A 13,157-nucleotide genomic window follows, 5' to 3' on the forward strand; every position below is an offset into this window, starting at 1 on the left:
TCACAACCTTCATATGTTCATTTCAAAGTTTGGTCCTTTAAAGGTGAGGTTGGCAAAGTCGATTTTTAACTTTTGGTATTGGGCGATTTTTATATCGACTCTGCCACGGTCGTAATGAATGATCGGCTTATTGGGAATGGCACGAAATTCAGCTTTTTTCAAATGCCAATTAATATCAAGCTTGCTTGGTTCGTAATCAAATTTTACACTGAACAATGATGGAATCCAGCCGACATTCACTTCATACATCGGGGATTCGCTGTTTTCTTTCGCTTGATCAGCCAGCGGGCTGCCGCCGTTTTCAATTTTCATCAGTTCATCTCCTTGCTCGGCGAGGCGGGCAATACCTTCAAGCCAAGCTTGATAGCCTTCCTCAGCTATTTTTTCAATGAAACGGAACGTGTCAGCTAAATTTCGATCTTCCCACGCTTTCGTTTGATCGATTGTCAATTTTCCAGGAGTGCGGTTGATTTCCATCGCTACTTTCGCCGGCTGTAAATCGATATCCGCTTTCGGCTGTTTGATTGACTGATTTCCAGGAGTGGTGCTAATCGCAATTTTCGCCATTTGGCTTTCCATTCTAATTTGCGGCAGGAGCATTTCTCTCACCTCCACTGACAACAAAAGTTTTAAAGCAGAAAAGAAATTCTCTTCGAAGAAACAAAAATTCAACAGACAATAATAAGCAAGTGCTTCAACTATCCCATGCAATTGAAGTTCCTTCAAGGGGGCTCTTGTCAAAAATATGAATGACTAACAAGACTATACCGTTCTAATCAACGACAAGTGAAATTTCTTCAGTAAACTATGTACCTCTTTTAACAGTCGGAAAACATGGAACAAAAGCAAGGCATAACGATGAACAAAAAGGACCTTTATGCAGGTCCTTTCTCTCACATTATCGCAAAAAATCAACTAAGTTCGGCTGAATGATGCGGGCGCTGACAGCAAGCGCTGCTCTGTGCGCGCTTTCTTGCTCTTTCAAGTCGATAATGACCCGTTCGATGTCGGCATCTTCATTATCCGACAAAATTTTTGTAGAGATTACTTCCTGTTGACCGATGCGGTTTTCCATCTGCTCGATCCGATTGTAACGAGCGCCAAGCTCAGCCCATTCAGCGTTAAGAGCATCAATATGGCCATCAAGCTGGCCGAGCAGGCTGTCCAAGTTCGTTGTGTCGTTGTTTTCCAAAGCATTTTGAATGTCTTGAATTGTATCAAACAATGCTTGGTTAAAGACATTGTCAGGCGTTATATTCACTTGGATTTGAATGTTTTTTGAAAGCTCGATTTTAAACGGTTCATTGTTGTTATTAACGACAGGCGGGTCACCGCTGACAGGCGCTGAGTCTGTTTTCGTTCCATTAAAAATATAGCGGCCGGCCACTTGTGTGTTGGCAACAGCAACAAGGTCGTCTTTAATTTGTTTCAATTCGCGGGCAACCGCATCACGTTCGTCTTCTGAATTTGTACCGTTTTTTGCCCGAATCAAAAGCTCGCGTATTCGTTGCAGCCCTTGGTTGGCCTGTTCTAATCCCGCTTCAGAATTTTCGATCCAAAGGTAAGCCTCTGATAAATTTCGTTTATATTGTTCAACTTCCTTTAAGTTTGTCCGATAGTACAATCCTTTCATTGCTACAACGGGATCTTGGGACGGGCGGGTGATTTTTTTTCTTGTCAACATCTGATCTTGATATTTTCCCAGCAGCTCATAGCTTTTACTTAAATGGCGGAGTGAGTTTTGCGCAAGCATCAATTGAGTGACACGCATATGCTGCACCTCTCTTTCATTAAATAAATTTTTTGTATGAATTCATAACGTGCAAATAGTACATTTCTTATATGATTTGCACTTCATCGCCTTATTTCATTTCATACATTCTGAACCCGACAATTTTTGCTTTCATTTTCCACTATGGTTATTCAACAGTCAATTTTACTTTATCTCCCGACCAGTCCCATGCCGTTTATAATTCGGTCTAAAATTTCATCCTGCAAAGTGATCATTCTTGCTGCGGCGTTGTACATGTGCTGGAATTGGATCATGTTTGTCATTTCTTCGTCTAATGAAACGGAGCTGACGGATTTGCGGCGTTGTTCAACAGATGAAACTAAGGTTTCTGAATTTTCCTTCATCCGCTCCGCTTCTTGTGTCATAACAGCCATTTCGCCGATAACAGCTTCAAAATAACTTTGAAATGAAGTATTTTTTACTTCAGCAAGCTGCAGCGCATTTTGGCCGTCGCCGATTTCTCCTGTAGCAGAAGCTGCAATTCGTTCGCGATTCATATCATCCGATACTTTAATGGCAGCCGCAGCGCCTTTAGGAGAGCTTAAACCTCCGAGATCAAAGAAATCACGCTGTGTTTGAACGCCGTTGTTTATGTCCTCAAGGCTCCATCCGTTTCTGTGGACAGTGTTAAATGCGTTCGCAAAATCATATGCCATTTGATCTAAATCCGACATCATGCTAGGATAGATGCCGCGTTCAATCGTGCTGCCTATGTTCGTATAGCCGTGCGCCTCGATTAAACCTTTTAAACTTCCATTGATGTTTAAATTTTCAACAAAATCGTCTGCCCCTATCATTCTTCCACCAACAGAAATAGATTCGATAAGACCGTTCGTCTTGGATTCATTGAGGCTAAATTGTCTTACTCTGTATCTATTTCCGTCGACAAGGGTGATTGGCGGTTCGAAGCCAGCGAGCTCGACAGTTACTTTTCCTTCGGCTACTTTCAAAGCGTTGCCTCCACTTTCAACCGGCGTCACTTTAATATCAATATACGAAGAAAGCTCATCCAATAATCGATCGCGCTCATCATACAAATCGTTTGGCAAATAACCATTCGGTTCTACTTCGCCGATTTGTTTGTTAATTTGATTGATTTGCTCAAGCAAAGAGTTGATTTTCGTTGTTGCGACATCGAGTTCATTGCGTAAATCTTTCTGATTATGCTTTAATGATTCCGCCAAATAATTGAACGTTTCTGTAACAGCTCTTCCGCGCTCAAGGACAACAGAGCGGGCACCGAGGTTGGAAGGATTGACCGCCAAATCTTGCAGCGATTGCCAAAAGCTATCCATCGTTTCGTTCAAGCCTGTCTCGTTCAGCTCGTTCATCACATCTTCCATTCTCGATAATGCGTTGAATCTAGAGCTCCAGTAGCCAAGCTTAGAATTTTCGCCGCGATATTGTACATCAAGATAGCGGTCGCGGATCCGCTGCACTGTTTGTGTATCCACCCCTGTTCCAAACTGCCCAGGGATATCAGCTCGAAAACGGCCTGGTGTCGGATACGCTTGCTTTTGCACAAGGTTTACCCTCTGCCGCGAATATCCAGGTGTCTCGGCATTTGCCACATTATGTCCAATTGTATATAAAGCGCTTTGTGCGGCATACAATCCGCTTCTAGCCGCTTCCAGTCCAAAAAATGTTGATACCATTGCGAATTCCCCCGTTAAATTTTTGAATCAAACCATGAACGCCGTTTCGATTGCTTCGATTCTTGATTCGGATTCGTGTAATTCGGCGATGCTTCCTCCGGCATGAAAAGATCAAGCGTTAAATTCACAACCTGCAATGCTTGCAATGCCAGTTGTTGATTGACAAAATTCGCGTTTTTCAAATTAGCCAATACGTTTGTCAATTTTTCTTTTAGATTTATCAACCGTTCTTTATCCTCATTTTCCGCTTTTTCAATACAGGCGGAAATCGTTAAATCGTCTTCTCTTTCTAAAAAGCAAGCCGCTGCTTTGATCCGTTCCTTTTCAGCATTTTCAAGCTGCATTACATATTTCTGCTCTTCCTTTAAAAGCTGCATTAATTGATTAACATCATCTTTTTTCAGCAAATCCGTTTTTTTTACTGCCAAGTTATACAATTGTTCATGAATGATTAACTGCTTTTCTAAAACGTTAATTAAATTGGCAAGAGACACGAAAACGTCCTCCCCGCAAAATTCAATAAAATCATATTTACCGGTGCTTCGTTCCGAACATTGACAAGATGATCCAAAGCCGGAAATGAAAAATAATTTTTTGTTGTAAAGATGAAGATGCTAAAAATGCAGAAATGTACAATATAGTTGTCCAGCACATTTTCATTCTGTTCCAAATCAAAAATCGAAACAGGCTGCTTCGTACGCAACCAAATCAAAAACCGAAACGGATTGACGCAATTTATTCTTCATTTTTTTTCTTATAAAATTGGATCATACTTTTCGCGATCAGGTCTGGGGCGATTTTGTAAGTCCCGCTTTCAATTTCTTTTTTTATCGCCTGCACTTTTTCTTGACGCTGAAGATCAAAACCGCTCGTCTGCTGAAGCTGTTTTGCCTGCTTGGATATTTCCACTCTATCTTTTTGGACTTCCACTTTCATCTGCTTGCTGGCATCCATTTGCTTTTGATAAGGATTAACGTTTGATGACCGATAGCTGTGAATCTTCATGGACACCGCCTCCTTTCCTGCTCTAATGGAACGATTGTTTCAGCTGGAAATCTATCTCTATATTCATTATCGGATCGATAGAGGGATTTGTTAACGTTTTTCATTATTTTTCGGTTGGATAGCGTAGTATGTTTGCATCTTCTCTTTCTCCTCCTGAAACTGCTCTTCTCTTTCCATTTGCTCAATTTGAGACTGTATTTCCTTTTTGCAAGAAACACAAAGTTTTCCCTCGCGAATAAGTGTGCCGCACCGTGAACAAGGATAACCAAGGTTCGGGAAGTTCGCCAGTTGAATGCGTCCTTGATGAATAAACTTCAGTATTAAGTCCTCTTCCACTCCTGTTTTTTGCACAACTTCAGTAATGGTCGATCTACGGTTTTCCTTTTTTCTCAAAAAGTTATATACCGTTTCAAATGCCTTTTCTTCCTCTTGGTAGCAAGCATCACATATTGAACGAAGCCGCGTTTTGACAAACAAGGAACCACATTTTGGGCAGTTTGCTAATTCCCCCATAAAAATCCACCTTTCAAAAATCTTCCTATTATTATTATTATTTTATATCGGAAAAACGGATTTGTCATTTAGCTGCGGACAAGCGTAAATGATTCGACACTTTTCGCACCAGCGTTCATCAGCTGCTTTGCAGCTTGGCGTACCGTTGCGCCTGTTGTGTAAATGTCATCGATGATAACAATATGTTGACCATGTACTTGTTTTGGATCTGTTACAGTAAACATATTTTTCGTCTTCATTCGGTCGATCCGTGATTTTTTTGATTGTTTTGCTTTATCTGTTTTGCGCAAAGGCTCAATAATCGGAAGCTGAAGAAGTTGGGCCAATAATTTTGCTTGATTAAACCCGCGTTCCAAAAGCCTTTCTTCACCTAATGGGATGGGAACGAGAATCATCGATTTGTCGAAGTGATGGTGAAATGCTTTCACAAAAGGTTCGGAAAACATCTGCGCCAATATCGCATCCCCGCGGAATTTAAACCTAGCAAGCACTTCTTTCATAAATTCATTATATTGAAAAACAGAACGGTTTTTCTTTATCACTCCATGATAGTCAGGATGTTTTTCCCAAGCCGCGCAATCAGTGCAATACTCGGCTTTTTCGCTTTGCCTCCCGCACATTGGACAAATGGGGCCTGATATAACGTTTAGCTTGCTGGAGCATTCTTCGCATAAAACAGGATCTTTTTCGAGGAAAAAAAGCCGTCTCCAAGTCAAGCGGACATCTATACTTTTAAAACAATAAAGACATCTTCCCATATTTCGCATCATGCCTTCCTATTATCACATCGTGGGTTTTCTGAAACAATTCTTGCGCATTCTGCCAGGCTGACAAGAAGAGATGTCATTTGCTGCCGATCAAAAAATTCCGCTCTTACATATGTAATTTTATCTTCACTCGTTACATAACGGGGCTGAACTCTATTTAACACTAGAGCTAAAACATCATTGCGGCAAGTTGGGCACGTGCATTCCATATGAAATTGGTCAATATATTCATCTAGCAATTCTTCCATAATTTTTTCCAGAGCGTTTACTATCATGTCCTCACCCCAAATATATGATCTCTAATCTGTATTATATTGGATCATACTGGAAAAAGAAATTTCTTTTTTCATCCAAAATTGAAAAGATCTTTCCAACTTTACACATTCTGTATCGTTTCCTTCATTTTCTAAATACTAACGCTTTAACAAATCTTCCTTTGCCGCTTCCCGATTCATAGCAAGAATATGGTGTTTCGCTGCAATCATTTCATTTGTTTTGCCATAATGGAAAAAGATAATGGAGCCTGTTGGATTGTTCATGCTCCGTCCAACACGGCCGGATATTTGAACAAGGGCACTTTCTGTAAAAATGGTTTCTTCTGCTCCTAAAACAGCTGCATCAATTCCAGGAACTGTTACACCCCTTTCCAAAATGGTAGTTGTGACAATGATCGGAATCCGGCCATTTCGAAATGCCCGAACCTTTTCTTTCCTTTGGGGATCTTCGGCATGTACTCCTTCAACCGCTGAATTCAATTTTTTTAGTAACGGAACGACATCATGAAGCACTTTGATTTCCGGTACAAATAGAAAAGCTTGTCTTTCCTTTTGCATTTGTTCGGCTGCCCATGTGATGATATTTTTCGGCAGCTTTCCTTTCTCCAATCTTTTTTTCCAATTGCCGCACCATTTGAATTCAGGAACAGGTAGGGGATAACCATGGTATCGAGCAGGGATTTTCACAATTTCGGAAGGCTTAAAATGCCGCTTAATTGATGAGGAGGGAGTCGCAGTTAAATAAATAAGGGAGCTGTTTCGTTTGCGTGCTTTTTCAACCGCAAATTGCAAAGCAGGATCTACAGAATATGGAAAAGCATCCACTTCGTCAAGTATCACCACGTCAAAGGCTTCTTTATACCGAAGAAGCTGATGAGTCGTTGAAATGGTAATTGGGCTCAGCTTCAAACGATCTTCGCTTCCTCCGTAAAGCACTGCCACATCGATGCTCGGAAAAACGTTTTTCAAACGCGGTCCAAGCTCCAAAACAACATCCGTACGCGGTGCAGCAATGCAAACAAATAGCCCTTTCTGCAAAGCTGTGTTTATGCCGGCAAACAGCACCTCTGTTTTTCCTGCTCCGCAAACTGCCCAAATGAGACAGTCTGTACGCTGCAAAACGGACTCCGCGATCCGGTCAGATGCTCTTTTTTGCGCCGGAGACAGTTCGCCATCCCATTGCAAAAAGTTTGTTTGATCCGATTGGATCGAATGTTTTTCCTCCTTCTCTCGTCTTGGAAAACTAACAAGCTTTGAGCATTCACTTACTCGCTCCATCATGATGCAGTTCCGGCAATAATGACAAAACTTTCCGCACTTTGCACAGTCAAAGCCTGCAAATAAAAAGGGCTGATCATTTCCACATCGATTGCAATAAAAAAAACCGGATTTTTTCACAACACCTTGTTCTATTTCAACGAAGGGGGCATTTTGAACGGCATCCATTGAAATCGGGAGCTCATTTGAAAGGAGATGTCTTCCGAGAAGATGTTTTTGGAGATCATGATCATGCATATAAAACCTCCGTTTGTACATACCATATTGTTTCTTACTATTATTTTTTACCTTATATTTTCTGAAAAATCAATATATTGAATCAATTGCTCTTATTGTTTTTCGTCCGAATGAAAGATGCTAGATGAATCATTTATATCCTTCATTTCTGTAAAAAATAAAAGGTGCTTTTTGCACCTTCAGATGGTCAGACACCGTTCCATTTTTTGGTGAATCGCACCTTTTCTCGTTTTGAAGGGGAAGTTCTTTTAAGAGGATGGATACAGCCATTTTTCACAATGGGTTTAACGTTTTCTTGCAATTACTTTTTATACCAGCAGAGACCCATAGCTCCCTCTCCTAGATGAGTTCCAATGACAGCGCCAAAATAGCTGATAATAAATTCAGAATTTGGATATTTACTTTCGAGCTCCTCTTTCATTTTTTTGGCATCCTCCGGTCTGTTGGCATGAATGACAGCCGCCCGCACCGGATGTTTGTTTGCAGCTTCGTCAAATAATTGATAGATACGTTGGATTGCTTTTTTGCGCGTACGAATTTTTTCATACGGCACGATCACTTTATCAACAAAATGAAGAAGAGGCTTCAGTTGCAGCAGGTTCCCTATTAAAGCTTGAGCTCCGGTTAATCGTCCGCCGCGCTGAAGATGAGAAAGATCGTCCACCATAAAATAAGCATCCATTGATTTTTTAATTTCATCAAGGCGAGCGATGATCTCTTCCGGTTTTTTCCCTTCCTTTGCCATTTTCGCTGCTTCAATTGCATAGAATCCCTGAGCCATACAGCTTATTTCCGAATCGTAAGGATATACCTTAATGCTGTCTACCATTTGACCTGCTGTGACAGCACCATTGTAAGTGCCGCTGATACCGCTTGAAAGATGAATGCTGATGACTGCATCATATTCTTTCGATAAGCTTTCAAACAACTCGACAAATTCACCAACTGGCGGCTGAGAAGTTGTAGGCAGCTCTTTCTGGCGCTTTATTTCTTCCCAAAAACTCTCTGCTGTCATATCTATCTCTTCACGATAAGACTCGTCTCCAAAAATAACGCTAAGAGGAATCATATGTATGCCATGCCTCTTTCGAACTTCTTCAGGAATGTAAGCAGTACTATCTGTTACAATCGCAATTTGCATCATGTTTTTCCTTTCCTTTTAATAATTTCATTCTCTCCTTTATAAGACTATTTTATAAAAAATGCAAGCTTTTATCATTAACTTTGCCGGATTTCCATGAAACTGCAAGAGGATGAAAAATATTTTTTAGCTGTTTCAAAGTCTTTATACTGCCATTTATGCGGATTTCGTTTTGTCGATCGGCTCATTACGATTTTCGTTGAGGTTATTCTTATGAGGTCTACACCTTTTTAAAGTTTAAAGGATTTTTGAGCAGCTTAAACGGAGCTTTTATGTGGATTCCAATTGCGGTTACCAATTTTGCTGCATTTTTTCTTGTTTCTGAGCAAACCGGCCTCTTCCCAGCGCCTGTAGTTATTTGAAGAGGCCGTTATGCTTCCTGTTGATACATTTTCACCTAAGTTGATTCTGCAAAACCGGAACGTTGAATGTAATGCTTCCTATGATTCATTCTCGTAGCTTCTGATCAAAACATTTCTCTGGTCAGGATCCGAATAGATTGACAAGTTGCCAAATGATATTATGTTTCCAGCCGTAATGAAGAAATGCAATTGAATTCATTTATCATCGCTGGACAATCAGCCAAGTCGGAAAAAACAATATAGATACACCGAGCAAAATTGGTATTTAGAAATCAATCTCACTTTCACGGTTTGACGATTCAAATCGTTCAAAATTAATCGCCATGGAAAATATGTAACTTTACTTAACTTCCACCCAGCCGTTTTTAATGGCAAGAACTACAGCTTGTGTTCGATCGTTGCAATTTAATTTTTGCAAAATGTTGCTGACATGGTTTTTCACCGTTTTTTCGCTAATGAACAGCGTTTCACCGATTCTTCTATTGCTTTTTCCATCAGCAAGCATTTGCAAAACTTCACACTCACGTCGTGTTAAAATATGAAGAGGGCGCCGGACTGTAGCTGGAATTTGTCCATTATTGGCTGATGACAGACGGCGGAACTCATTGACTAGATTGTGAGTTACTTTTGGATGTAAATAGCTTCCTCCCTCTGCCACGATTTTAACTGCTTCTACTAAAGTGTCAGCATCCATTTCCTTCAATAAATATCCTCTCGCTCCGGTCTTCAAAGCATGTATCACATAATTTTCATCATCGTGGATCGATAATATAATAACCTTCGTATCCGGATATGAATTAACCAGCTGCTTAGTAGCTTCAACGCCATTTACACCAGGCATATTAATATCCATAATGACAACATCCGGCATATAGCTTTCAACAACTGTTAAAGCTTCACTGCCGTCATAAGCTTCCGCAACCACTTCAAAATTAGGCTCAAAATCAAGAATACGTTTTATACCTTCCCGAAACAGCGCATGGTCATCTATTATGACAATTTTAACTTGATTATTCATTTACAATCCTCCCCATTATTATTTTTTCAGTGATGTATGCATGAAGTCAATCAGACCATTTCTCTATTTCATAGATTAGTAGGCAATTGAATAATAATGAACGTTCCTTTTCCGGGTGCAGAATGGACTGCCATTTTCCCATTCAACAGCTCCACTCGTTCTTTCATTCCCATTAAACCGAATGACTCCTTTTTTTCTTTAAACACTTTCTTTACATCAAAGCCTTTGCCGTCGTCTTTTATTGCAACATTTACTTGGTTTGGACGGACTTCAAATTTAACGTCAATTTGCTTTGCTTCCGCATGCTTCAAAGCGTTCGTTACAGATTCTTGAACTAACCGGAACAAGGCCACTTCAAATTTCGCCGGAAGCCGTTTTTCTTCCACATCACTGATGTTTTGAAAATTGATTTTTATGTCTTTTTCATATTCTTGAATAGTATAAAGGTACTTTCTAAGTGTTGGAATGAGACCTAAATCATCCAAAGCCATAGGTCTTAAGTCGTATATAATGCGCCGAACCTCAGATAACGCATTTCTCACCATTATTTTCAAATTTTGAACTTCCTGAAACCCTTCTGCAGTCCCTTTTTCCCGAAAAACTCGTTCAATCAGATCAGAGCGCATCAAAACATTTGCAAGCATTTGAGCTGGTCCGTCATGTATTTCACGTGACACCCGTTTCCGTTCTTCTTCCTGCGCTTCTATAATTCTTAAGCCAAAGGCTTGTTTTTTCTTTGCATCTTCCAGCAAATCGCCAACCTGCCGCAAATCTTGGTTTAAATATTGCAGCACAACAGTAATTTGACCTACTATGACCTCTGCTCGTTCAATCATTTCTTTTAATGATAAAAGCCGGCGGTCCAATTCATCCCGCCGTTTTCTTAATTGTTTTTCTTTTTCTTGGAGCATGGCCAGTTCAATTTGAATATTTTGCGCTTTTTCATAGGCATTCAAAATATCTTGTTCTGAAAACTTGTTGAAGTTGCGGCTGACTTCCACGAGGCGCTGCCGTGCGATTTTCGATTGAATCGTCAGCTTATCGGTTTGCTCTATCACCTCACTTACTTGCTCTTTCACTTCTTCCAATTCTTCTACTATTTTCTCATACTCTGTGCGGGATTTTTCACCGATTTCAAAAATTTGATCTTTGCTTGATTGGACGGTTTCGATCATTTTATTTAAAATATCGTCTATTACAGCAGAATCTATTTTTTTGGAGTTCACAGCCTTTTCCTCCATTTTAAAAAAGTTGTTACAAAAACTTTATCAGTTCATAATTGAAGTAAAAATTTTGTCGTTTTATAATATTCTAATGTGAGTGTTTTTTTATAAAAAAAGTCGATTTTTGTCAAAAAAAGTTATGCCGTTTTGTTTCTTCTGCGGAGGTGATACACAATGCTTTCCTCCTATTATACCGTAGCTGGCTTTGGAGAGCATGAAATCGTGATTCAAAAATCACGATTTATCTGCTATATTAATCGTGCCAAAACTGAGAAAGAAGCTCAAGAGTTTATTGATACAATCAAAAAAAAACATTGGGATGCCACACATAACTGCTCCGCATATTTAATTGGAGAGCATGACCAAATTCAAAAAGCGAACGACGACGGAGAGCCAAGCGGAACAGCAGGAGTGCCGATGCTTGAAGTGTTGAAAAAGAAACAACTAAAAGACACTGTCGTTGTTGTCACCCGTTACTTCGGCGGGATTAAACTCGGCACCGGCGGGCTGATCCGTGCATACGGAAAAGCTGTTTCAGAAGCCATTGACCACGTTGGCATCATCGAACGCAAGCTAATGAAAATTATTCGCACTGCGTTTGATTACAGCTTTCTCGGCAAAATCGAAAACGAATTGCGCTCGTCTATCTATAAGCTGAAAGACATCTATTATACCGATCATGTGGAAGTTGAAACATATGTAGAGGAAGGCCAGGTTCAAAGCTTCAAAGACTGGATGACCGATCTCACCAATGGGAAATGTGTGATCAAAGAAGGCGAATTAGTATATTTGGAGGAGAAGGTTAAAAACTAAATTTAAAAAATAAGGAGTTAGACATGAATAGAAGAACGAGAAAAAAGAAAAAGAAAAAAAAATTAAGGGTCTTTGGCTGTTTATTTTTAATCCTGTTTTTAATTGCTGGCGGTTACGCCGTTTATCTATCGATCAAATTAGCTAATGCTTCTTTTCTAGCACAAGAAGATCTGGAGAGAGGAAGGAAATCTGAATTAAGGGAACAACCAGTTGATCCGAAAAAAGATAATTTTTCGGTGTTGTTCATTGGAGTCGATGCGCGGCCAGGTGAAAAGAAAAGCCGATCTGACGCCTTAATCCTGGCATCATTTAATAAAGATGAAAAATCGATTAAAATGGTCAGCATCCCTAGAGATTCAAGGGTGGAAATCCCAGGACATAATCTGGATAAAATTACACACGCCCATGCCTTTGGTGGAAAAGATTTAACGGTTCAGACAGTTGAAAACTTGTTGAATATTCCCGTCGATTATTATGTAGAATTAAATTTTAACGCCTTTATTAATATTGTTGATGCCCTTGGCGGCGTTGAAGTGAACAGCGACAGAGAATTTACTGAGCAAGATAGCAAAGGGAGAAAGAACGCCATTCATATTAAGAAAGGTGTACAAACGTTAAATGGCGAGGAAGCTTTAGCATATGTCCGAATGCGCAAAAAAGATCCATTAGGCGATATCGGAAGAGGCAAGCGGCAACAAGAGGTTATAAAGGCAATAATTAAAAAGAGTTCATCCTTATCTGCTATCACGAAATACGATGATATTATCGACTCTTTAGGGAAAAACTTAACGACAAATTTCAGCATTGGTAATGTCTTAGCGCTGCAAAAATATTCTGGTTCCATCAGCAGCATTGAATCTTTAACAATTGACGGGCACGATAATCCGATAAATGGAACTTACTATTACCAACTGGAAGAGGATTCTTTGGAAAAAGTTTCAACGGAGTTGAGAGAGCATTTGGAGTACAACGCCATGCTGTCATCAAACCTAGATCAATGATTTCTGTATGAATCAGGCGGGAAGCCTGATTTTTTTATTCCTGTAAATGATCATGTGCAAACAAAAAAAGAGATTCG

14 protein-coding genes are annotated in these 13,157 nt (G+C 39.9%); 2 read left to right on the forward strand and 12 right to left on the reverse strand.

Features of this window, described 5'->3' with window-relative positions; genetic code table 11:
• Nucleotides 1-9: 9 nt before the first annotated feature.
• The 12 genes from NSQ61_RS12570 to NSQ61_RS12625 all read right to left on the reverse strand — a co-directional run bounded on the left by NSQ61_RS12570 (nucleotide 10) and on the right by NSQ61_RS12625 (nucleotide 11,269).
• The gene (locus NSQ61_RS12570) at nucleotides 10-600 is read right to left on the reverse strand and encodes a DUF6470 family protein (RefSeq protein ID WP_339194228.1); all 591 of its coding nucleotides are present in this window, start codon (nucleotides 598-600) and stop codon (nucleotides 10-12) included.
• A 298-nt stretch (nucleotides 601-898) separates the two neighbouring features.
• Nucleotides 899-1,771, reverse strand: a complete 873-nt coding sequence (gene flgL, locus NSQ61_RS12575) for a flagellar hook-associated protein FlgL (RefSeq protein WP_340807195.1) — start codon at nucleotides 1,769-1,771, stop codon at nucleotides 899-901.
• 170 nt (nucleotides 1,772-1,941) lie between these two features.
• Nucleotides 1,942-3,447 carry a flagellar hook-associated protein FlgK gene (gene flgK / locus NSQ61_RS12580; protein ID WP_340807197.1) on the reverse strand — a complete coding sequence of 502 codons (1,506 nt, stop codon included), beginning with the start codon at nucleotides 3,445-3,447 and terminating at the stop codon, nucleotides 1,942-1,944.
• Nucleotides 3,448-3,461: 14 nt separating this feature from the next.
• The gene (locus tag NSQ61_RS12585; protein WP_066246862.1) at nucleotides 3,462-3,941 is read right to left on the reverse strand and encodes a flagellar protein FlgN; all 480 of its coding nucleotides are present in this window, start codon (nucleotides 3,939-3,941) and stop codon (nucleotides 3,462-3,464) included.
• A gap of 241 nt (nucleotides 3,942-4,182) precedes the next feature.
• Entirely contained in the window at nucleotides 4,183-4,452 is a 270-nt protein-coding gene (flgM, locus tag NSQ61_RS12590; protein WP_063386297.1) for a flagellar biosynthesis anti-sigma factor FlgM, read from the reverse strand.
• Nucleotides 4,453-4,542: 90 nt separating this feature from the next.
• Nucleotides 4,543-4,965: a TIGR03826 family flagellar region protein gene (locus NSQ61_RS12595; protein WP_327847931.1), complete on the reverse strand. Its 423-nt coding sequence runs from the start codon at nucleotides 4,963-4,965 to the stop codon at nucleotides 4,543-4,545.
• A 68-nt stretch (nucleotides 4,966-5,033) separates the two neighbouring features.
• Entirely contained in the window at nucleotides 5,034-5,735 is a 702-nt protein-coding gene (locus tag NSQ61_RS12600) for a ComF family protein (RefSeq protein WP_340807199.1), read from the reverse strand.
• A complete protein-coding gene (locus NSQ61_RS12605; protein WP_063386299.1) occupies nucleotides 5,732-6,007 on the reverse strand; it encodes a late competence development ComFB family protein in 276 nt (91 codons plus the stop codon). Before NSQ61_RS12605 ends, NSQ61_RS12600 begins: the two co-directional genes overlap by 4 nt.
• Nucleotides 6,008-6,145: 138 nt before the next feature.
• Nucleotides 6,146-7,522, reverse strand: a complete 1,377-nt coding sequence (locus NSQ61_RS12610) for a DEAD/DEAH box helicase (RefSeq protein ID WP_340807201.1) — start codon at nucleotides 7,520-7,522, stop codon at nucleotides 6,146-6,148.
• A 301-nt stretch (nucleotides 7,523-7,823) separates the two neighbouring features.
• Nucleotides 7,824-8,663 (reverse strand): DegV family protein, encoded by an 840-nt coding sequence (locus tag NSQ61_RS12615; RefSeq protein ID WP_340808112.1) that lies wholly within the window; start codon nucleotides 8,661-8,663, stop codon nucleotides 7,824-7,826.
• A 702-nt stretch (nucleotides 8,664-9,365) separates the two neighbouring features.
• Nucleotides 9,366-10,043 carry a response regulator gene (locus NSQ61_RS12620; RefSeq protein ID WP_063386301.1) on the reverse strand — a complete coding sequence of 226 codons (678 nt, stop codon included), beginning with the start codon at nucleotides 10,041-10,043 and terminating at the stop codon, nucleotides 9,366-9,368.
• A gap of 68 nt (nucleotides 10,044-10,111) precedes the next feature.
• A complete protein-coding gene (locus NSQ61_RS12625; protein WP_340807203.1) occupies nucleotides 10,112-11,269 on the reverse strand; it encodes a sensor histidine kinase in 1,158 nt (385 codons plus the stop codon).
• Between the two features lie 171 nt (nucleotides 11,270-11,440).
• On the opposite strand from NSQ61_RS12625, the gene NSQ61_RS12630 reads away from it, so the two are divergent.
• Both NSQ61_RS12630 and NSQ61_RS12635 read left to right on the forward strand, forming a co-directional pair.
• Nucleotides 11,441-12,079 (forward strand): YigZ family protein, encoded by a 639-nt coding sequence (locus tag NSQ61_RS12630; RefSeq protein ID WP_340807205.1) that lies wholly within the window; start codon nucleotides 11,441-11,443, stop codon nucleotides 12,077-12,079.
• Between the two features lie 23 nt (nucleotides 12,080-12,102).
• Entirely contained in the window at nucleotides 12,103-13,080 is a 978-nt protein-coding gene (locus NSQ61_RS12635; RefSeq protein ID WP_066246871.1) for an LCP family protein, read from the forward strand.
• Nucleotides 13,081-13,157 lie beyond the last annotated feature (77 nt).

Origin of the sequence: Aeribacillus sp. FSL K6-1121, assembly GCF_038003725.1 — a bacterium.
In the GTDB taxonomy this organism is placed as follows: Bacteria; Bacillota; Bacilli; order Bacillales; family Aeribacillaceae; genus Aeribacillus; species Aeribacillus composti.